Raw genomic sequence first — 21672 nt, 5'->3', positions numbered from 1 at the left:
TTGGATTTAAGCCCTACTGCGCCAACCGATCAGGTGAATACCGATTACAATTCCTACCGAGCCGCTCAATTTATCGAGTTGGAGCTATTTGGTCCATTGGGGATAAAAATGACCCCAGGACTAAGGGGCGAGTATGAGTCCATTTCGAAAAAATATATTTTTGATCCACGACTGGCGCTGATCTATTCGTTAACGCCCCAGTCGAATCTCACGGCCAGTTGGGGTATCTATCACCAGTTTCCTGAGCCGAGTTATTATGATCCTTACGTGGGAAATCCTCAATTGTCATCGATGAAAGCGGTACATTACATCATCGGCTATGCGTTTCAGCAGGAAAATAAAATTTTCCGACTGGAAGGCTATTATAAAAATTACTCCAGGCTGCTGCTGGAGGATGAGCAATTGAATTACGTCAATCAAGGGCATGGCTATGCCACTGGCATCGATGTATTTGCCAAAAATTCTTATGGGCCAATTTCAGGCTGGATGTCGTATAGCTGGCTCAAAGCCCGTCGCAAATGGCTGGATGCGCCAACGTTGGCCCCGCCTTATTTCGATATCACCCACAACTTGACGCTGGTGCTAAATGCCACACTGCCCAAAAATTTTTCAGCGGGAATCAGCTTTCGTTATGCTACAGGCAAACCATATACCCCTGCGCCCGATAAATATCATCAGGCGAGAGTCCCAGATTATATGCGAATAGATTTTACCCTCTCCCATTTGCATCGCTTTTTCGAAAGGAATCTGACGATCTTTTATTTAGGCATCTCCAATCTGGAGGGAAGAATCAACATCTATGATTATCGCTATTCGCCTGATTATCAGCGGCGGGATGCGGTGGAGAGCTCGTTTGGCAGGTCGGTTTATTTTGGGGTTTCATTTAATATGTAAATGGGAAAATTCCAAACGCTAAATATAACATCCCCCCTGGCCCCCCTTCAAAGGGGGGGATTAAAAAAGTCCCCCCGCCAGTTGGCGCGGGGATTTAGGGGGATGTTAAGGTTTAAGAAAATCAGCTCAAAATAATAACAATCGGAGGTTCAAATGAAAAAGACATTCTTAATAACATTGTTTCTATTTATCGCCCCTTTTATTTCAATTGCTCAAACTGACATCACCATCGACTCTTTGATCATTCAGGGCAAGCAGCAACTCAAGCAAGCTGAAAATACCTGGGAGGAAGCCGATCTCCTGCAAGCCCGTGCTTATTTCGAGCGACTTTTAAGCGAGCCTTCGTCAAAAGCTTGGTTGGTGCGCTATTATATCGGCCTGGCAGATTATCGATTGACGTCCTTCCATTTTTCAAAACAGAACCAGAATCAAGCCAAACCGTTCATTGATGATGGGATCGACCAGTTGCTACAATGCATCGAAGCCAAACCCGATTTTGCAGAAGCGCATAGTCTCTTGAGCTCGATGTACGGAAATAAAATCGCCGTCAGTCCTTTTTCAGCCATGACCCTGGGGCCAAAGGCGGGCAAAGAAATGGACAAGGCGATGGCGCTTGAACCTCACAATCCTCGAAATTACCTGATTCAAGCCTGGTCGGCCTATTACACACCGAAGATGTTTGGCGGCAGCAAGGAAAAAGCGAAAAAGCATTTTGAGCAAGCCATTGCTTGTTTCGATAGCTTCAAAGTCGCTGATCCCCTGCTGCCCAATTGGGGGCATGAGGAAGCGTATGCCTGGCTGGGTGTGGTGCAAGTGAAAGATGGCGAATTTGAATCAGCAAAAGCTAACTTTGAGAAGGCGCTGGAAATCAATCCTGAGTATGCTTGGGTGAACTATGTTTTGTTGCCAGATCTGCAGAAGAAAATGATGGCTATAAAATAAAGAGCTTGAATTTTTGGTTTGATCGGGTTAAATTTAATGTGAAAGCATTCCTAAACTTTTCAAGTTTAGGAATGCTTGGTCAAGTTAATCTTAAAAAACCACAGGTAACATAGGTTTTGAGTAAGAATTTAGCCGTTTGAACCAGAGCCTGTCATTCCGACCGAAGGGAGGAATCTTTACTAGCAAAAGACCGCCGAATCATAGAAGATGTTTACAAGAGAGATTTCTCGCTACGCTCGAAATGACACGTTTATTCAGTTGGCTAAATTTGTACGGTTTTGTTATCCGATTTCCAATCATTCCTGAACTTATTAAGTTTAGGAATGCATGCTTGGTCACAATGAGTAAAAAATGAAAACAGCAACAAAATCAAAAACAATCTGCTGGGTCATCCTGCTATGCACCCTCTGGGTGTTGTTTTATGCGCTGGTGATGTATCTACAAATCGAAGCGATTCCCTTTTGGGCGGCGCTCATTGCTTCAGCCAACTACAACTACCTGTTTGGCCTGGTCAGCCTGGTGATCTGGTTTATTTGTAAAAAAATCTCTTTCGATCGGACAAGCAAAGTTCTCTTCTTCTCAATTCATTTTCTTTTCGCCATTCTTTGTTCAGCGCTATGGCTTTTTTTGAGCTATGGTTCCTGGTATCTGGCCGAGGGCGAGCGAATTTTTGAGCAGGTCGATGTCAGGGGGATCATTGGCTGGCAATTTTTATTTGGCATGATACAGTACTTCTTCGTGGCAGGAATTTTTTACACCATCATCTATCATCGCAATTTGAAACAGAAAGAGATCGAAGAAGCTGAACTCAAAATTCTCACCCGAGACGCCGAACTCAAGGCGCTCAAATTGCAGATGAATCCCCATTTTCTGTTCAATGCGCTGAATTCCATCAATGCTTTGGTCACCAAAGATCCTTTATCGGCAAGAAAGATGATTGCCCATCTATCCGATTTGCTGCGGATGTCCCTTGAGACCCATGATAAATTAATGATCCCGTTCAAAGAAGAGTTGGAATTGGTGCATACCTATTTGGCCATCGAGCAAATGCGATTTGGAGACAAGATGATTTTCAAGGAGGACATCGATCCCGATTTGCTGACCAAGCCGTTTCCAGCCATGCTGCTGCAACCGTTGCTCGAAAATGCTGTAAAACACGGCATCGCCAGCACCCGAACTGGCGGGACGATTTCGTTATCGATCAGGCGCATCGATGACCAGATCGTTGGTACCGTTATCAATGAAACTGGTGGTGACAGGTCGTCGAAACCCGCCACTTCAGCAAGCAATGGCATTTCTCTCACGAATATTCGCCAGCGATTGGATCGGATGTACGGCGCAAATTACGCATGGCAGATCGATCAATCAGAGGCAAACAAATTTAAAGTGGAATTCAAACTGCCATTACAAAACTGATGCCATTGCTCGGAGCGATGGAATCAGTTCAGAGATCAAGCTATTGGATTGAAGCAATGCAAACGATCAAAGCAATAATTATTGACGACGAAAAATTAGGGCGAGATATCATTAAAGAATATCTGGATGATCATCCCCGAATCCAAATTGTGGCTGAATGTCGGGATGCCCACGAAGCGCTGGATGCTATCGACCAGCACCAGCCTGATTTGATGTTTCTTGATATCCAAATGCCCGAGATCAATGGCTTCGAATTGCTGGAAATGCTGGAAGATCCGCCCAGAGTGATCTTTTCCACGGCGTACGATCAATATGCCATCAAAGCCTTTGAGGTCAATGCTATCGATTATCTGCTCAAGCCTTATGATGCCGAGCGGTTTCAAATGGCGGTCGATCGGGCTGTGCACCAAATCGTATCGAGCCAGCAGCGAGATGACTCGTTACAAAAATTATTGCAATCCCTGCGAGGTTCCCAACCCTATCTGGAGCGACTTTTGATCAAACAGGCTGGCAAAATTGTGATCATCCATTGCCGAGAAATCAGCGCCATTAAAGCGATGGATGATTATGCCGAAATTCGAACCCACAAAGAATCCTACCTCATCCAGCAGTCCCTCAACCATCTCGAACAGCGGCTGAATCCCGATCAATTTGTCCGAGTGCATCGGTCATATATCGTGAATATCGATGCGATTCGGGATATTGTCCCATTATCGACCAGCCGTTATAAATTATACCTGAAAGATGGAAAAGAAATTTATGTCAGTCGCTTAGGATATAAAAAATTGGCTCGGTTTATGATCTGACGCAAAACGGTTATAAGCTTCCGTCTTCGTCAACATATCGGAACGAGGGGGATCGTTCTTTTTGATTGAAATGGGGTTCATAGACACTTGAAAGCCGATGTCGCTGAATTACATTTCCAAGAAAAGGAGTCGGTTGGCTGAAATCTGGAAGAAACGGGCGCGATTTGGTTGTAGGTTCGGGGAATTGGACGAATAAATTTTCAAATCCAAGTTCAAGCGCATGCTCATAAACTTGGCTGAACTCGAGTTGCGATACGGTTTGATTCAAAAACTCAAAGGGAAATTTCTTAATCGGAACATATTGAGACATCAAGCTGACTGGAAGGTGCTTGCCGAATTCCAAAAATAGAATGGTCAATGCATCAATGGAATTTTTTACTTGCCCAGGAATGATGAGATGGCGGACCAAAACGCCGCGAGAAGCGATTGGATTGGTCTTTGGTGAATCATCTCGAAAACTGTCGAGGAAACCTTTTTGACGCACCATTTCATGTATCGCTGTTAAAGCGATTTCGGGGTAATCCTCACAGTTCGATAAGGCCTTTGCTAAGGTTGCATCGCTATACTTGAAATCAGGGAGATAAATGTCTGCAGCGGATCCAATCAGCTTCAATGATTGGATCGATTGGTACCCAGAGAGATTATAAACGATCGGAATTGAATATCCGAGCCGGCGTATTGATGCACCAATCTCAACGGTATGGGGAAAAAAATGATCGGGAGTAACGAAATTGATATTGTGCACTTGATACTCAACAATGAGCTGATTCAACCGATCCACTACCTCAGAGACTGTCATGATCCGACCGAGATGTTGATGCGAAATCTGATAGTTCTGGCAATAAATACACTTCAAACTGCAACCGGAGAAAAACACTGTCCCCGAACCATTCGTCCCCGAGATAGGTGGTTCCTCTCCAAAATGAGCTTCAATAGTAGCGATGCGTAACCGATCGCTTTCGCCGCAATATCCCAGCTTCGAATTGGATCGATTTGCCTGACAATTTCTAGGGCAAAGCTGACATTGGTTGTATACCAAATTTTCGACCATTTGACATGAGAGCTTTTAGATGAAAAACAAAAAAAGCCCACTTTCATGTGAGCTGATTTATCGTGCGCCCACCAGGAATCGAACCTGGAACCTCCTGATTAAGAGTCAGATGCTCTGCCAATTGAGCTATGGGCGCGAAAAAATTGTTAAATTGTCAAGCTTTTTTAAGTATTGGTGAGGGTGCAGGGAATCGAACCCTGGGCCCACGGCTTAAAAGGCCGTTGCTCTACCGGCTGAGCTACACCCTCTCATTTTCATTTTTTAGGGCACAGAATATAACAATTTTTCATTATTAAGTCAACAAAAAAATTGATTTTTTGGGTTCAGCTTAGCATATTTTGTGCAATGAGAGAATGACGCCCTCTGTTTATGAAGCAGACTTCTGCAGCATCCAGATAATTTGAGATCTGACTGTCATGTCAATGAATCCAGCTATTTTCCCAATAGCCGATCCGTCTCAAAAAAGAAATCCCTGCTTCCGCAGGAATAGCCGCATTTGTTCAATATGCGATTATTTTGTAGAGCTCTCAAAGTGAACGATTTTGCTCAGCAATTTCTTTTAATGGAAGATTCCTAATGGCTGAGGATACTAAAGAAAAATATTTTCAGAAATCTCAATGTATCGATGAATCGATGGATATGACTCGGCTGCTGGTTATAGATGGTTTTGATGGGCACATGAGCGATGCGATAGCCCTTTAATAGGGCTTTTATTAACAATTCCGATTCGGTTTCGTAGCGATTGCTGATCAACGAAATATGCTTCAGGATTTCAGATCGGATTAAGCGGTAACCGGTTTGACTATCCCTGACCCGCTGCCCTGTAAAAATAGAGATGATCAAGGAAGTGATTTTATTGCTTAACTGGCGATCCAATGGCATAGTGGAAAAATCATGAGAGCGGTCCCCCAATATCAAATCGGCCTGATTTGTTTCAAACGCAGCAATAAAATTCGGTATTTCGCCGGGGTCGTGCTGAAGATCCCCATCCAAAGTGATCAGCGCCTGAAAGTTGTTTTGAATGGCAAAGGCAAAGCCTTTTTTTAATGAAAAGCCCTTGCCGCAATTGAAATCGTTGCGTAGAACGATGCAGCCAGCGTGACGAGCGATCGTCCCAGTTTGGTCATTGGAACCATCATCTATCACAATGATGTGGTGAAGCGGAATCACCTGACTGGTTCCGAAGATCACTTCAGCGATGGTATTCTGCACATTGAAGGCGGGAATAATCGCGCAGATATTTTTTTTCACCATCCTAAACCTTTTGCCCTGCCAATTCGATGACTCGCTGAGCGATTTGACCAGCGGCATCAGGATAATGGAATTTTTGAAGGTTTCGTCGCATTTCTGTCAACTTCACGTCATCGAAAATTAATTCTTCGATCGCCGCCTTGAGTCGCAGACCAGTTAAATCCTGCTGTAAAATCATGGCACTTGCATTCGCAGCGACCAGAACCCGAGCGTTTTTCTCTTGATGGCCTTCAGCCGCATGGGGTAACGGCACAAAGATGGCAGGAACCCCAGCTTGCACGAGTTCAGCAATAGTAATTGCCCCAGCGCGACACAAGGCAAGATCGGTTGCCGCATAGGCATCCGCCATATTGAAAAAGAAAGGCTGAATAACCATTCGATGCTGAAATTTTTTGCTTTCAGTTCGAACCCGCTCGTAATCCAGCTCCCCAGTTTGCCAGAGAATTTGAATGTTCGGCGACAGCTCTGGCAATGCATTCAACAACGCCTCGTTTAAAGGCGCTGCTCCTTGACTGCCACCAAACAGCAGTAACGTGCGTTTGTTTTTTTCCAAGCCAAATTGCTCCAACGCCTTTGCTCGATCTATGCGACCCGAAGGCAAACGGATTGGATTACCCGTGATTCTAAATTTTTCAGGATGAGCCTTGGATAAATATCGTGCCGCCTCTTCAAAAGCCAAATGAATTTCATCAACCTTTGAAGCCAACTTCTTCGTGGCAATCCCAGGATAGCTGTTTTGCTCCTGGATCAAAGTGGGGATTTTGAGCAAATGAGCCGCGTAGACCACTGGATAGCTCACATAGCCCCCAGTACCGACAACCACCTTCGGCTTATAGCGAAGCAGGAAAATTATCGATTGGATCAAACCGACGAATAGCGAGAATAGGAAGCCGATCGTCTTCAGCCCCATTTTTCTCGGGAGTGATTTGATATAAATCGTCTTTAGTGGATACCCTTCCTTTGGGACAATTTTGGCCTCAATTCGATTCTTGACTCCAACAAAAACAATTTGGCTCTTTGGATGAAGTTGTTTTATCTTGTTGGCTATGGCAATTCCAGGGTAGATATGACCGCCTGTGCCACCCCCAGAAATGACTATCTTTAAGAGATCCACCTCGCTCATGATCCAAACCGCTTGCTATGGTTATCCTCATTGTTCTGGACTTGATCAAAATTACACATAATAAACTTCAAAGTCAATAATTAATTGATGGTCTGCTTAAGATCGTCTGGTCCATTTTTCGTACTGAAAATTTTCTCTATTCATTTTCGAAAATTTTGCTATATTGGCATCGGGTTTCAGCCATTAAATTCATGAATCTTGGTTTGATTTTTGATCTATTAATTCATCGAATCCATATCAGTTTGCAAGTTTTGCTGCCGATTAATGCGATCGATTATAAATTAGTTTGCAATTATCCAATTTTTTTGTTATTTTCTTATGAAATTTCAAGGCAAAAAAATCAGCCACAGAACGCCGGTATGAAAATTTATTATTTCTCAGATACCAATTGGCAGCAAAGATTGAATTTGGTCCAATCTGAACTAACAGACATATTCGACTTGATATCTGATGATACAGATACAAGCGATTTGGTCGTTTCAAACTATTTTCTCAGCAAGTATTCGTGGAGCGGAGGCATAGCTTTTGCCCGAAATTGGCTCTCTGCGAGTCAGTTTATTAGTTCCCGTGGTAGATGGAAATTTACCCGTGGATTTGATATCCCTCAAGATTTGCCAGCTAATTTTAAGCTCATTCGAATGCACATTGGTATGCGGAAACTTTCATATCCGCTGTGCCAGTTCGATCGCTATGGCTGGAAATTAACGTATGAGTCATTGCGCGACCATATTGCTTTTCTGTTTGCCCATGAATTGCATCATTTTCGCCGCTATCATCTCGGTTTTCATGCCCGAGAAGGAGAAAATTTAGCCAACAAGTGGGCAATAGATCGCCTTCAGCAATTAAATTTTCACGTCAAAGGGCTAAAGATCAATCAGCCCAGGGCCAAGCAAAGCTCTTCACTGCGATTAATCTATCAACTCATTGATCCATTTAAACGCTATCGGTCGTTATCCATTGGGGATAAAGTATTGATCAAACATGATCCGAAAGGCCGTTACCATGGACAGATTGTCCCAGTGGTTTTGCCAGTGCGAAGCCACTCTCGCCGCGTGGTCATTGAAACAGCCGATGGAAAGCAATGGCGCTGGCCCTTAGAATGGATCGATCTGGTTTGATTTGGCATGCGTTCATCAAATCTGATGGATGCTCGGGTATCGAAATAATTCTGGAGAGAATTGTGATAAAGGATTGCTTTTTCCATTTCAACCTCAGGAGATAAAATGAAACTGCCGAAGCTCGAACTTTACACTAGGATCATGTTGGGACTCATTTTTGGGGCAATCATTGGAATCCTTGCCAATAAGTTTGGTTTTGCTGTTTTCATCAGTCATTATGTCAAACCATTAGGGACTGCGTTCATTCGCCTCATCACCATGGTAGTGGTCCCGCTGGTTTTCGCCTCATTGTTCGTTGGAACTGCCAGTCTCAATGATGTTCGTAAGCTAGGGAGAATCGGCAGTAAAACAATCGTATATTATCTTTGCACAACGGCCATCGCTATTATCATAGGCTTGGTGCTTGCCAACCTGTTTCAGCCAGGATCGGGAATTTCTAAGGCAACCCAGGAACAACTTCTGGCAAATTACTCTAATGAGGCGGCATCGAAGATTGATGTTGCACTCAAGAAGCCAGGAATGGCGGAGACGCTCCTCAATATTATCCCACGGAATCCTATTGAATCGTTTGCGGCCGGCGAAATGCTTCAGATTATTCTCTTTGCGCTGATATTAGGGATTGCGATAACGCTCATCCCACCCGCGAAGGCTGCACCAGTTATATCCTTTTTTGATGGAATCAACGAGGCGATGATCAAGCTGGTTCATATTATTATGGCTTTAGCACCGTATGGTGTCTTTGCATTGATTGCCTCCATCATTGGTGAGTTTGGGCTGGGCATTTTAGGCCCATTGTTCAAATATTCTCTGGTCGTGATTGTGGGGCTGCTAATCCATGTTACTTTGATTTACAGCCTCGCTCTAAAGCTACTCACCCGAGCCAAAGCCAGCGTGACACGATTCTTCCGCGGGATCCGTCCCGCGCAACTGATTGCTTTCAGCTCAAGTTCCAGCTCTGCCACTTTACCAGTTACCATGGAATGCGTTGAAGAAAACCTTGGGGTCAACAAAGAAATCACCAGTTTTGTGCTGCCGCTGGGCGCCACCATCAATATGGATGGGACTGCGCTCTATCAAGGAGTTGCGGCCGTGTTTATTGCACAAGTTTTTGGGATAGATCTAACGATTGGGCAGCAGCTCACCATCGTATTAATGGCAACGTTAGCATCGATCGGAGCCGCTGGGGTTCCAGGGGTTGGCATGATAACGCTTACCATGGTGCTGAAACAAATCGGGATACCCCTTGAAGGAATAGCACTTGTTTTGGGAGTAGATAGAATTCTGGATATGTGTCGCACTACTGTCAATATCACTGGCGATGCGGTATGCGCCGTGGTAGTCGGCCATTCTGAAAGGCAGGTTCGGAGCCCTAACAATTAAGCCAATTAGAAAACCTATAGAGAAGTACCTGGATCTTTTTATTTTTAGGGCGACCTCGCAAACGATAAGAAGATGACCTCTCTTTTCGATGGATCAAATGGTGAAAATACTAAATTGCTCTTTTGAATTGAATTTTTGGATTTGTGACGACCAATCTTGTGTCCCGAATAATTATTGTAGATGAAATAAATTCGTATTCAGCCCCCTCGAGCAGAGCGTTTCCTGAATTTAGCAGGAGAGTAATATGAAAGCTAATACCATTGAAGATGCACTGCGAATTTTCGATCCCAATTACCCTTTGATTGAAGAGGACGATATCAAAGCCTACTACGTAGATCGAGATCCCAGTCCACTGGCCGAAATCAAGACCATATTAAAAACTGATACTGGTTTTCCGAAGGTGTTGCTTTCTGGGCCGCCGGGTTGTGGCAAGTCTACAGAATTGGGCAAGTTGAAAGAGGACCTGAAAAAGGAATTCCATGCTATTTTGTTGCCCGGCAAAAATTTCATTAGCAATTTTGAATTCAACCTGGAGGGGTTAATATCAAAGATTCTAAAAGAGGTCGGGGCAATTGCCAAAAAAGAGAAGTTGCCGATCGGCGATAAGATCGACAAATTTTTGAATTACGGCTATGGATGGGAGATCAGCAAAGAAGTTGCCGTGGCCGTCAAAGGCGGCAAAGCGACCGAAATTTTGCTCGATACAGGCACAATTGACAAAATCTCAAAAGATGCCCAGCAGGAGCAAAGCTATAAGGAGGTGCTCAAACAAAGCTCCAAACCCGGCATTGGCGATATGATAAGCCTTTTGAATGAAGCGATCGAAGATATTGATCTGCAGACCAAAAAGGACGTGCTGGTGCTGGTGCCTAACATGGATAAGATCAGCATCGAAAATGCTAAAGACCTCTTTACGAAATCGCTGCGCAATCTCATTCGACTTCCGTGTTTCATGGTTTACACCTTTCCTTTAATGTTGAAATATGATCCAGAATTTATTACCCTCTTTAATAATTTCAACGGCATTTATTACCTGTCCCACTTTGCAATCGAAGATCGATTGGGGCATCCCAATGAAAAAAATCGCAGCAAACTCAAGGAGATCATCACCAAAAGGATGCCCAGCAAATTGATCTTTGACGATGCCATAGAGAAAATTGTGACTCTGAGCGGTGGGATCGTTTTCGAATTAGTGAAATTGGTCCGACAATGTTGCATCGTCGCCATGATGGAAAAAATCGATTTTATCGATGAGGAAGTGGTGGACATGGCGGAGGTGCGCATCAGAAATTTGTACAAAACCGCATATTCAAAAAAAGAGCTGGAGCAGCTTCTGGAAATTCGACAATCAAAATCGCTGGTAAATTTTGAGGCGACCAAGAAACTGTTCATGCAAATGAGCTACACTGAATACGGCTTGGATGACGAAATTTGGTATGATGTCAATCCCATATTATTCCCCCTTTTGGAAGAACTTGGATTAGAAGGAGAATAACAAATGAATAACCGCGCAGAAAAAGTCTCACTTGACGAAATGGCAAAGATGATTGACAATTACTGGGTCCCGTTGGATCTGTTCCGAGTGAACGATTCGATCGTGCGGTTGGTAAAGATCAAAGGAAAATATCATTGGCATCGGCATTCTCGGCAGGATGAGCTGTTTATTGTACTGAAAGGCCTTTTGAAAATCAATCTCACAAATCACCAGGTGACCATCAAGCCAGGGGAGGCATTTTTGGTAAAACGAGATACACCTCACCAATCCGAAGCGGACGATGAGACCATTGTCTTGTTGGTCGAACCCCATGACATAATTACCAAAGGAGACTAAAATCATTACAAGAGATGGACTAATAAATTTTGCTGCCCAGGGCTTCAGCATACATCTGTCGCTGGATTGTTTCATGAACGTGGTCACAATGGAGACAGCAATTTTGGTTTAATCCTCCCACCTTGAATGCTTCTAACATCCGATAAATTTGCTAATGCAGATCCGATGAAACATTGCATCGGTGGATCGGGCATGGGAGGCTGGAATTCTCTTATTCAAAACTGATTATCCAACGGAATTTCCAGCGGGATTCAGGTGGATGAAAGCGGTCGATGCGGGGGCGACTCAGCCACAGGGGCAGCTCCAAGCGGAGAGTCCGCTGTTTTCCAAAAATCATTTGATAAAAGCGCCAACCTATCCCGGCATCCATTAAAAAATCATGCTCCAGCCTCACGTCCCAGATCCTACCGACATCAAAAAACAGACAAAGATCAATGCCCTGAACAAGCGTTTTAATTTGGTGGGGGAACAGTTGTTGAAAATTCCGCTGAATCAGTTCAAAATTCACCGCTGCAATTCGCTCAGAAGTAAGCGACTGGTTACCTGCAATGAGCTTATTGAAATAACCCCTCAGATTTCCATCCCCAGGGAGGTATAAGGCCATCCAATAAGGCTTCGAACCGGGGGAGCTCAAGTAATAATGTTCGAAACGTTGGCTTGCATTGGCTTCAGCAATGCCGAACTGTTCCTGAAGCGGAACCCGATGCTGTGATGATATGGCAAAGCCCAAAAAATTTCTTACATTCAACTTCCTATTACTTCTGATGCTCCCCATGACCACCTGATGCTCAAACGCTAAACGATAATAATTGAAATCGCTGCCCCATAATTGATCTGAAATTTGTGCGCGAACTGAATATTGATATTGGGGAAAGTTTTTTGGGTTGGTGGAATTGCTGTATGAGAAGAAAAATTTGTTGATCGATCCCATATCCCACTCGGGTACATGAATCGTTTGGTCATCCCAGAGAACAATCCGATCCGTGTATCGCTCGTCGAAAACATGCTGGTGCGCAAAGCCGAACTTAATATTGAGGTTCTCCAGCCCAGCGATTTCACGGCTCTTCACATAATTGGCGCTTAGAGACAGTTGAGCCCGACCTTCGGCTCTGATGAGATAAACGTGGCGCCACCAATTCTCATTGATCCATTCCCAGGGCATCGTATACCCGATTTCGAAATCAACTTGTTTGGAGCGAACGCCATACCACAAGCGGCTTCTGACAACATAATATCGATTCAGATAGCCACCATACAATTTCACGCCAATTTTTGCTCCATCGATATTATTATACCATAGCTGGGGCCACCAAAACGCAGAATACGCATCTCTGGGAAGGTAATACATGCTGGGAAAATCGGGATAAAGATAATGTTTGATCGTGAATCGGCCATTATTCAAACGATTTTGATCCAGAATAACGTCGCCAGGGTCCAATTGGAAGTCTGTAATTTTTGAATGGGTATTGAAGAAAATCGTGCTGTTTTGCTGCTCATTCTGCCAGCGTTGGCGCAGCGTATCCCCTAACTCAGTCACAACCATTAGTTCGATCGGCATGTTGCCTGAGCCAAGTCGCTTAATCAAGAACTCTGTCCGCCAGCTCCCATCGCCCGATTTAGCTGTTGTCACCTCGGTAATCGCGTAATCGATTCGCTTCGTTTGATCGATCCATTGATGGAAGAACCAGCTTAAGTCTTGGCCACTTATCTGTTCGCAGACTTTCTGCAAAGCAAAACGATCAACATGTTTAAACTTCCATTGTTGATAGTACTGTTTTAGCATGCGGTCAAAACCATCCCTGCCCAATAGATACTCCAGCATTGCGAAGATCCTGGCGGGTTTTGCGTAGATGTTATAGCTATAAAGAAAAAGATTTCCAAGTTTCCAAGGGGGGGTAGATAGCGGCTGTTGATGCCCGCTGTAAAGGTAATAATAGATCGAGTTCAATTTAATATCGTCGAGGGAAACTTGACCGAACTGGTTGCGAATGAATGCGGCACGAATAGGAATAGAAGGCGTTGTCTTGGCCATGTACCTAGGGGCATTTTCACGAACCAGTCGATCACTGAGAAAAGTGACCAGTCCCTCATCCAGCCAACCCTCTTTCGCTTCATTATTAGCCAACGCCCCATAGAAATAATTATGACAAATTTCATGCAAAATTAAGGTTAAATCAACATCGCCCAGCACAGCAACCATCGGATATTCCATGCCACCAAACAGAACTCCCTCAACAAGCGTCAATTGAGGATAGGGATATTTTCCGATCGTATCGTTCAGCCAAGTTAAGGCTTGCTGTGCCCGAGTTAGCGCAGTATTGTACCAAACCTGCTTAGAACTTTTCTGAAACAAAATATGTATCGGGACATCATTCCATTTTCCCGCCTGATATAAGTAGTCGGGGCTTGCGATCCATACGAAATCGTGGACATTCTCAGCATGAAATGACACTACCCGTCGCGGAGCCGCTTCATTGATCACTGCCTTGGTCAAAGATATCTTGGTAATTTGTGAGACCGCATTCCCAGTCGAATCAATCGCGGCTTTACGCCATCCAGGATCTCCATACACCACTTCTCCCGTAGCACCGACAATATATGAAGCGGGCAGATCAAGCTGGACATCAAAAGTCCCAAACTCGCCATAAAATTCACCCAACCAGTGGTACGGAGTCGCATTCCATCCATTTTTATCATAGACGCAGATTTTCGGATACCATTGGCTAACTTCATAATGATTGCCTCGATAACCCCCTTTGCCCCCAGCGGGGAGGAATTGCCGGATCTTTGTCACGAACTTCATTCGAATTAACAATCGCTCACCTGGCAATAGCTTTGCGTTCAAATTTATCTTAAGAATAGTATCATCGATCTTATCATCAAAGGAAATTTTTTGGTTGGAACTAAGATCACGAACCTCGATGGAATCAACCTTGATCCACCCTAGATTCGCATCCGTTTGGATGATATTGACCGAAGCAGCACGGGCCTCGCGGTCCATAATGGAGTTTTTTTGAAAGGCATTGGGATAGAGATGAAAAAATAATTCGGTAAGCGTATCCGGGGACAGGTTATGATATTCCAATTCCTCAATGGCGTGAATGCTGTGGGTGTTGCAATCGAGACTCGCGCGGATCCGATAGTGGACGAACTGCTGCCAATACGATTCGCTCTGGCACCAAGAAGTGGGGACCGTCGACAGAACGATCGCCAAAATCATGTGCCGATAACTTTGCAATTGAGTATGCCTTTCAATTTTTCACTAATGAACAAAATAAAGATCATCACAAGATGGTTCACTGGGTTCTATGTGCTCTCAGCCAGCGATTCTCTTAGCTTTTCTGGTTCAATAGGCACAACGCCCACCTCACCGCAAACCACTCCAGCAGCATGGTTCGCCAATGTCACTGCTTCTTTCAATTCACCGCCAGAAGCCAGCACCAGGGTTAGCGTCCCAATTACGGTATCGCCTGCACCAGATACATCATGAACTTTTCGAGCTTTGGTTGGAATTTGGTTAAATTCTCCTCTCGAGGTCAATAAGCACATTCCTTGATCGCCAAGAGTCATTAAGACAACTTCACAGGCCAAGCGATCCATCATGAGGCGACACGCTTGCTCCACCTGATCAATTGAGCCAATCTTGATACCCAACGCCGCCTCTGCTTCCTTTCGATTGGGTTTGAATAGCGTTACATTTTTATACTCAAAAAAATTGTCGAATTTCGGATCAACAGTGATAATTTTCTGATGCTGCTTGGCTATTGCAATTATTTCGCCAATGAGTTCCTTGCTCAACAAACCTTTGTTATAATCTTCAAGAATAATGGCATCCACATCTTGAATATTGCAATTGATTGCATGCAGAATCTTGTTCATTATGGAAGAATTAATCGATATCCGGCTTTCACGATCCGCTCGGACCACATGTTGGTCGTTGGCTATGATTCGTGTCTTTACGACCGTGGGGCGAGAATCATCGATCGCTATCCAATCCGTTGCAAACTTGAGTGTTCTCATCAGTTCGATTAGCTGCTGTCCTTCCACATCATTGCCAACCACTCCGATGGGAATTGGAGAAGCGCCCAGGGAAGCAAGATTATTAGCGACATTGGCCGCACCTCCCAGACGAATGAACTCATTGGTCACCTCGACGACTGGAACAGGTGCTTCTGGCGAAATTCGATTTACCACCCCCCAAACATAGCGATCCAACATTAAATCGCCAATTACCAGAATCTTTTTTTCTTTAAATTGCTCAAAAAACCATTCCAATCGATCAACTGATATTTTGATCATTGCGTTTCCGCCATAGGTGAATATATAACTTTAAAATTAATTGTCAATAATTTTTTCACGACGAATCAAGTAATCATTAAAAGATATTTTTTCATTTTGAAATGGATCGTGAATGTTGCAAGTAACTAGGGCAATATCCAGCTTGCTGGCCATTGAAGATATCACTAACATATAGCAACAATCATAATGTTAGTTGGATTAGTTCGACCTGATGCGTAACGACATCCCAAATTGCTACGGTATGCTTTCCAGTCAACCAACCACCACATTCTCCAGGATTCACCACAATGGTGCCGCTTGGCATTTGGGTAATCGAAGCAGTGTGGTCGTGGCCATAAATGATGAGGTCAAATTTTGCCGTCTCTTTTAGAGCTGATAACAAAATCGGATCATGAAGGACTAATACGCTTTTCTCATTGACTTTAAATTGATAAGGAGGCTGATAAACCTTGCCATCGTAAACGCGATAGAGCCCTAAGATCTCCCCATCATTATTCCCCAAGATTATTTTAAAGGGACAATTCAGTTGCTTCATCTCTTTTGCGGTAAATGGAGCTACTAAATCACCCGCATGGATCACCAAATCGACTTTCCGATCGTTAAACAATCGCACCGCCGCTCGAATTGCTGGCAAATTATCATGGCTGTCCGATAAAATTCCAACACGTTCGATTTGTCCCATTTATCATCCCTCCAATTTGTTTTCTGAATGAGCACGATTGTTCATTATTTGCGATATTGAAGCATCTTTATTTGAAAAATGTTCATATTGAAAATTTCACTCAAGTTAATCTGAGAGTTTATAAAAATATTCTTATTGAACGGCTGAGTTCTAAATCAGTTTCATCTTGAAAATCGGCCGATTTCCAATATCATGCTTGGCTTGCAACTCAAAAAAGGGCCATCATCTCCATCGACAAAAGCCTCTGCTGGGATTCGCGCGTACCATTCATCCTCACCAAGTTCACGAATAAGCAAAATCCCACCGCAATCATCAATCTGATTGCAGTGGGATCGCTTTCTGCAATAAGGTTGCTTGCCATCCTCTCCGATTTATAGGGATCACTCTTTATGGGGTAAGACTGCCATTGCCAATTCATCCAAAATATTGGTGAGGTTGAAGGATCGCACCAATTGCGTCGCTGAGAATGGTCACTTCGTTCATGCTTGTTCTGCAACAGGAATGCCATATTTTGCACGCATGCGGGCCTCTCGTTTTGCTCGAATCCGCTCGGCTAAAATTTCGACAACAGCATAGATCACTGGGACGACAATCAGGGTGAGGACCGTGGCCACGGTCAATCCGCCGATGACCGAACGGGCCATCGGTGCCCAGTTTTCACCACTTTCGCCAAGGCCTAATGCCAATGGGAACATCCCGAAGATCGTCGTCAATGCCGTCATAAGTACTGGCCGCATTCGCACCAATCCAGCTTTAAAGATGGCCTCATAAAGCTCCATTCCCCGCTCTCGAAGCTGATTGATATAATCAACCAATACGATCCCATTATTCACGACGATCCCCACCAGCATTACCAAGCCCACCAGCGCCATTACGGTTAACTCTGTGCCGGTAACCAACAGTGCCAGCGCGACTCCGATGAATGAAAGCGGGATCGTAAACAGAATGATGAACGGATCGAGCAACGATTCGAATTGAGAAGCCATCACCATGTAAGTCAAAAGAATGGCGACCACCAAAGCCAGGCCCAGGTACATGAATGATTCCTGCTGTTCCTCAGCTACACCACCGATCTCGATGCGAAAGTCATTGGGGATGGGCATTTGCTTCAGCGCTTTTCGGATATCGCTGGTTGTGCTCCGTAAATCCCGACCAGAGACATCGATATCAACAGTTACCAGCCGCTCCTGATCTTCACGGATAATTTGTTTTGGGGCCTTCGAGTAATCGACCGTCGCCACGGCTCGCAATGGGATCTGCCTGCCCATGGGTGTTAGCAACAAAATATTTTCGATATCGGTTTTATTGGTCCGAGCATCTTTGGTCAATTGAACTCGAATATCAAATTCATCGCCACCCTCGCGAAAACGGGTCGCGACAGTTCCTAAGATACTGCTGCTGATAACCTGTCCGATCTGAGCAGTGCTCAACCCCAAATCAGCGACCCGGCTTCTATCGAGGTTAATCCGCAACTCTGGCACGGTCTCCCGAATGCTGGTTTCGGTATTGACGACGCCTTTAATATTCTTTAATCGAGACTCGATGTCATAGGCTAAAGCCTCGGCGACCTCTAAATTATGGCCGATAATTTCGACCCGAATATCTGCGCCGCCCCCCATCACAGCCTCCTGACCACGATCTGCAAATCGGGCACGGACATCGGGCAAACTCTTCAATTTTTCCCTGAGATCATCCTGAATTTCAAACACATTTCTTTTACGTTGTTTAATGCTTTTCAATCGGATCGTAATATCTCCCTCGCTGGAGCCCTGGGTGGAAAACAGAGCCATTACCCCTTCACCCTGACCAAAATTGGTATAAATATTCTCAATCTCCGGCACATTCTGCATGATGATCTCATTTAGCTGATGCATGCTTGCTTCCATCGATTCCAAGCTGGTACCAGGGCTGCGATCTACCGCGATGGACATAAACCCCATATCACTATTTGGGAGAAAATTACCTCCAAGACTGAACAAGATTACTAACGAAATAAAGAATGCAACCGCTGCCGAAATCAAAACAATTTTTTTATGAGTTATCGACCATGCCAAACTCCGACCATAAATTACAGATAATCTCTCAATCCAACCACCAATTCGCTGACCAAGCCTACCAAAGAAAGTGGTGGTTTGTTTCAGCCGTTGGTTAATGATAATGAAGCGAGATGCCAGCAACGGTATTAAGGTTAATGCCACGACCAATGAAATTGTAAGCGAAAAGACAATGGTGATCACCATGTCTTTAAACAATTGGCCAGCTAATCCTGGCACAAAAAGAACTGGGACAAACACTGCCAGGGTGGTAAGAGTCGATGCGGTAATTGCCATCGAGACCTCAGAAGTGCCTTTATCGGCCGCCTCTGTCGGCCCCTCTCCCTCCTCTCGATGCCGAAAAATATTTTCCAGCACCACAATGGAGTTGTCCACCAACATTCCTACTGCCAACGCAAGTCCCGCCATCGATATAATGTTAAGCGTTAGCCCTGCTTGATCCATCACCGCAAAGGTGGTGATCATTGAAATTGGGATCGAAGTTGCAACGATAAGAGAGCTTCGCACATTTCTCAGGAAGAACAGCAGAACCAAAAACGTCAGCGCAATCGCTTGGTATGCGGTGTTGCCCAGATTGGACATGGAGCGGGTGATGAATGTGGACATATCAAATACCGTCTGAAATTTGATCCCTCGAGGCAATTCCGATTGAATTTTGTCCAGCCGTTTTGTCACTTCGCGGGCAACTAAAACCGTATTGGCATCCGATTGCTTCATCACCATGAGCATGACGGCAGGCTTGTTATTGTTCCAGACCTGCTGTCGTTGTTCGACGAATCCATCGACCACTGTCGCGACATCTTTGATCCGGATATTGGTGCCATTCATCATCGCTACAGAGGTATTTTCGATCTGTTCAAGCGATGAGTACTCACCCGCTGTCTGAATGGTAAATTCCTGGCGCTTATCATCGATCCAGCCAGAAGGGAGCTGCAGATTATTGGCCTGAAGCGCACCGATGATATGTTGAATCGATACGTTATGGGCGCGCATCCGCACTGGATCGGCCAACACCTTGATCTCTCGTCGCATCCCCCCAATGGTAAAAGCTGACGCAACACCTGGGATGCGCTCGATTCGAGGTTCAATATCCTGTTCAGAGATGCGACGAAGCTCGGCCTGACCATGCAGGTCGGATTCGACCGCCAGATACAAAATCGGCTGAGCCGATGGATCAAACGCGAACACCATCGGCGATCGAATATCCCTCGGGAGCACGTCCTTTATAAATTCAAGGTTATTGCGGACGTCGATTTCCGCTTGATTCATGTCTGTGCCCCAATCGAATTCCAAGGTCACCAAAGAAAGCCCTTGGGCTGAAGTGGAACTCACCTTTTTCACATTCTGCACCGATGCAACCGCTTCCTCAATCGGACGGGTCACTACGGTTTCAATATCAAAAGGCCCCACGCCTGTGTATTGGGTGATGACCGCCAGTAGCGGAAAATCCAATTTCGGATAGAGATCGATTTTCAATCGAATCAACGAAAATAAACCGAAGCCGACGGCGATAAGATAGATCATAAATACCGTCACGCCTCGTTTTATAGAGAATTGGGTGATTTTCATAATTTATCCTCCTCACCTTTGATAATTGTCACAGCCACGCCGTCGCGAAGATTATTTTGTCCTGCAATGACCAATTTACTTCCGATATCAACGCCGCTACTTACGGCGAGGGATTTATGATTTGCATATTGAACGCTTAACTTTTTCTGAAAAGCTTTGTTGCTATCTACCACAAAAACATAATAGTTTTTGATCACTTGATCCTGTCCCTCGATGCGTTCCAAGGTCGTATTTTCGATCACGGCGAAACGTGGCACGACAATCACATCTTTGATAATGCCAACCGTAACCTCCACCTGAGCGTACATACCTGGCTTGAGCAATCTTTGATTGTTGTCGATCAACACTTCGACTTCGGCCATGCGAGTCAACGGATCGAGCACTGGGCTAATTTTAACCACCTTTCCCTCAAAGGTCCGATCGGGATAGCTTTTAACCATCACGGCTGCTTTTTGTCCAATGGCGAGCTTCCCCAGATCTTCTTCCGTAGCATAAAAAGTGATCTTGACCCGATCCATTTGTACAATCGTGACTACTGGCATAGCGGGGCTGGCCATATCACCGGCTTCATAATAGCGATTGCCGATCACGCCGCTAATTGGGGCTGTTATTGTTGCATCAGCTAATTGGCTGTGGGCCGTCTTCACCGCAGCTTCTGCTTGTTCAACCTGGGCCTTGACCGCTTCATATTGGGTTTTAATGGCATCGAATTGTTGCGGGCTCATGGCTTTTTCATTGGTCAGCCGTTGGGCACGCTCAAATTCAACCCGCAAGTTCGCTTCTTGGGCGCGCGCAGCCGCTAATCCCGCCTCCGCTTGCCTCACCGCTTGCTCGATCGTCGTGGCGACAACTTTCGCAATGGGAGACCCTCGCCTTACCTCATCTCCCACATCAACAAAAAATCGTTCGATCCGATCTGGGATCTTCGAAAACACCTTTACCTCGGTCTCAGCCTTGATATCTCCACTGTATGTCAACGATTGAACCACATCCCCCAATTTCACCGTCATCACCTCGACTGGTATTTTGACCTCAGTCTCGGTGGCTCTCGAACTCGAGCGATCACATCCAGCCATGATCATGGCAGATAGCCAAGCCAACACCACTACAACTAATACCATCCGTTTCATTTTAAGCTCCTTATTTTTTATTAAAAAATATTCTAAAACAAACCAATTTTTTGCTCGCAACAGTCAATGCCGCAAATGAACAATCCCATCCTCTCTTTCAAATTAAATGCATGAGCAGATTTCCAT

Annotated in this window: 16 protein-coding genes and 2 tRNA genes; 8 read left to right on the top strand and 10 right to left on the bottom strand. The window is 44.8% G+C overall.

Annotation, left to right across the window (positions count from 1 at the left end; genetic code table 11):
- The 4 genes from ONB37_18620 to ONB37_18605 form a co-directional block, all read left to right on the top strand.
- Positions 1-894: TonB-dependent receptor (locus ONB37_18620; protein ID MDZ7402175.1), on the top strand; the 894-nt coding region annotated here is incomplete at its 5' end.
- Positions 895-1047: 153 nt separating this feature from the next.
- Positions 1048-1836, top strand: coding sequence for a tetratricopeptide repeat protein (locus tag ONB37_18615; protein MDZ7402174.1), 789 nt, complete (start codon positions 1048-1050; stop codon positions 1834-1836).
- Positions 1837-2187: 351 nt separating this feature from the next.
- Positions 2188-3252, top strand: coding sequence for a histidine kinase (locus ONB37_18610; protein ID MDZ7402173.1), 1065 nt, complete (start codon positions 2188-2190; stop codon positions 3250-3252).
- A gap of 56 nt (positions 3253-3308) precedes the next feature.
- The gene (locus ONB37_18605; protein ID MDZ7402172.1) at positions 3309-4058 is read left to right on the top strand and encodes a LytTR family DNA-binding domain-containing protein; all 750 of its coding nucleotides are present in this window, start codon (positions 3309-3311) and stop codon (positions 4056-4058) included.
- A gap of 10 nt (positions 4059-4068) precedes the next feature.
- Here the strand turns inward: ONB37_18605 and ONB37_18600 are convergent, their stop codons facing one another.
- From ONB37_18600 to murG, 5 genes are all read right to left on the bottom strand, one after another.
- Positions 4069-5109 carry a radical SAM protein gene (locus ONB37_18600; GenBank protein MDZ7402171.1) on the bottom strand — a complete coding sequence of 347 codons (1041 nt, stop codon included), beginning with the start codon at positions 5107-5109 and terminating at the stop codon, positions 4069-4071.
- Positions 5110-5172: 63 nt separating this feature from the next.
- Positions 5173-5245, bottom strand: a tRNA-Lys gene (locus ONB37_18595).
- 36 nt (positions 5246-5281) lie between these two features.
- Positions 5282-5357 (bottom strand) — tRNA-Lys (locus tag ONB37_18590).
- A gap of 325 nt (positions 5358-5682) precedes the next feature.
- Complete coding sequence (locus ONB37_18585) at positions 5683-6363, bottom strand: glycosyltransferase family 2 protein (GenBank protein MDZ7402170.1); 681 nt, start codon at positions 6361-6363, stop codon at positions 5683-5685.
- A gap of 1 nt (position 6364) precedes the next feature.
- On the bottom strand, positions 6365-7483 hold the full coding sequence (gene murG, locus ONB37_18580) for an undecaprenyldiphospho-muramoylpentapeptide beta-N-acetylglucosaminyltransferase (protein MDZ7402169.1): 1119 nt from the start codon (positions 7481-7483) through the stop codon (positions 6365-6367).
- Between the two features lie 650 nt (positions 7484-8133).
- On the opposite strand from murG, the gene ONB37_18575 reads away from it, so the two are divergent.
- From ONB37_18575 to ONB37_18560, 4 genes are all read left to right on the top strand, one after another.
- On the top strand, positions 8134-8601 hold the full coding sequence (locus ONB37_18575; protein MDZ7402168.1) for a hypothetical protein: 468 nt from the start codon (positions 8134-8136) through the stop codon (positions 8599-8601).
- A 105-nt stretch (positions 8602-8706) separates the two neighbouring features.
- Positions 8707-9981, top strand: a complete 1275-nt coding sequence (locus ONB37_18570; GenBank protein MDZ7402167.1) for a dicarboxylate/amino acid:cation symporter — start codon at positions 8707-8709, stop codon at positions 9979-9981.
- 244 nt (positions 9982-10225) lie between these two features.
- Entirely contained in the window at positions 10226-11476 is a 1251-nt protein-coding gene (locus ONB37_18565; GenBank protein ID MDZ7402166.1) for a hypothetical protein, read from the top strand.
- Between the two features lie 3 nt (positions 11477-11479).
- The gene (locus ONB37_18560) at positions 11480-11812 is read left to right on the top strand and encodes a cupin domain-containing protein (GenBank protein ID MDZ7402165.1); all 333 of its coding nucleotides are present in this window, start codon (positions 11480-11482) and stop codon (positions 11810-11812) included.
- Between the two features lie 211 nt (positions 11813-12023).
- Here ONB37_18560 and ONB37_18555 read toward each other — a convergent pair whose 3' ends face one another.
- The 5 genes from ONB37_18555 to ONB37_18535 form a co-directional block, all read right to left on the bottom strand.
- A complete protein-coding gene (locus ONB37_18555) occupies positions 12024-15050 on the bottom strand; it encodes a M1 family aminopeptidase (protein ID MDZ7402164.1) in 3027 nt (1008 codons plus the stop codon).
- A 68-nt stretch (positions 15051-15118) separates the two neighbouring features.
- A complete protein-coding gene (gene rfaE1 / locus ONB37_18550) occupies positions 15119-16111 on the bottom strand; it encodes a D-glycero-beta-D-manno-heptose-7-phosphate kinase (protein ID MDZ7402163.1) in 993 nt (330 codons plus the stop codon).
- A gap of 181 nt (positions 16112-16292) precedes the next feature.
- Entirely contained in the window at positions 16293-16793 is a 501-nt protein-coding gene (locus tag ONB37_18545; protein MDZ7402162.1) for a metallophosphoesterase, read from the bottom strand.
- A 479-nt stretch (positions 16794-17272) separates the two neighbouring features.
- Positions 17273-20416, bottom strand: coding sequence for an efflux RND transporter permease subunit (locus tag ONB37_18540; GenBank protein ID MDZ7402161.1), 3144 nt, complete (start codon positions 20414-20416; stop codon positions 17273-17275).
- Positions 20413-21546 (bottom strand): efflux RND transporter periplasmic adaptor subunit, encoded by a 1134-nt coding sequence (locus tag ONB37_18535; protein MDZ7402160.1) that lies wholly within the window; start codon positions 21544-21546, stop codon positions 20413-20415. The genes ONB37_18540 and ONB37_18535 overlap by 4 nt, the downstream gene beginning before the upstream one ends.
- Between the last annotated feature and the right edge of the window lie 126 nt (positions 21547-21672).

The sequence above is a fragment of the candidate division KSB1 bacterium genome (assembly GCA_034506395.1).
In the GTDB taxonomy this organism is placed as follows: Bacteria; Zhuqueibacterota; Zhuqueibacteria; order Thermofontimicrobiales; family Thermofontimicrobiaceae; genus Thermofontimicrobium.
This window is presented reverse-complemented; position numbering and strand designations above follow the sequence as displayed.

Excerpts from the sequence above, each read along its gene's own strand:
- ONB37_18615 (MDZ7402174.1), top strand. The coding sequence starts at position 1,048 with ATGAAAAAGACATTCTTAATAACATTGTTTCTATTTATCGCCCCTTTT.
- ONB37_18610 (MDZ7402173.1), top strand. The coding sequence starts at position 2,188 with ATGAAAACAGCAACAAAATCAAAAACAATCTGCTGGGTCATCCTGCTA.
- ONB37_18605 (MDZ7402172.1), top strand. The coding sequence starts at position 3,309 with ATGCAAACGATCAAAGCAATAATTATTGACGACGAAAAATTAGGGCGA.
- ONB37_18600 (MDZ7402171.1), bottom strand. The coding sequence starts at position 5,109 with ATGGTCGAAAATTTGGTATACAACCAATGTCAGCTTTGCCCTAGAAAT.
- ONB37_18585 (MDZ7402170.1), bottom strand. The coding sequence starts at position 6,363 with ATGGTGAAAAAAAATATCTGCGCGATTATTCCCGCCTTCAATGTGCAG.
- murG (MDZ7402169.1), bottom strand. The coding sequence starts at position 7,483 with ATGAGCGAGGTGGATCTCTTAAAGATAGTCATTTCTGGGGGTGGCACA.
- ONB37_18575 (MDZ7402168.1), top strand. The coding sequence starts at position 8,134 with ATGCGGAAACTTTCATATCCGCTGTGCCAGTTCGATCGCTATGGCTGG.
- ONB37_18570 (MDZ7402167.1), top strand. The coding sequence starts at position 8,707 with ATGAAACTGCCGAAGCTCGAACTTTACACTAGGATCATGTTGGGACTC.
- ONB37_18565 (MDZ7402166.1), top strand. The coding sequence starts at position 10,226 with ATGAAAGCTAATACCATTGAAGATGCACTGCGAATTTTCGATCCCAAT.
- ONB37_18560 (MDZ7402165.1), top strand. The coding sequence starts at position 11,480 with ATGAATAACCGCGCAGAAAAAGTCTCACTTGACGAAATGGCAAAGATG.
- rfaE1 (MDZ7402163.1), bottom strand. The coding sequence starts at position 16,111 with ATGATCAAAATATCAGTTGATCGATTGGAATGGTTTTTTGAGCAATTT.
- ONB37_18545 (MDZ7402162.1), bottom strand. The coding sequence starts at position 16,793 with ATGGGACAAATCGAACGTGTTGGAATTTTATCGGACAGCCATGATAAT.
- ONB37_18540 (MDZ7402161.1), bottom strand. The coding sequence starts at position 20,416 with ATGAAAATCACCCAATTCTCTATAAAACGAGGCGTGACGGTATTTATG.
- ONB37_18535 (MDZ7402160.1), bottom strand. The coding sequence starts at position 21,546 with ATGAAACGGATGGTATTAGTTGTAGTGGTGTTGGCTTGGCTATCTGCC.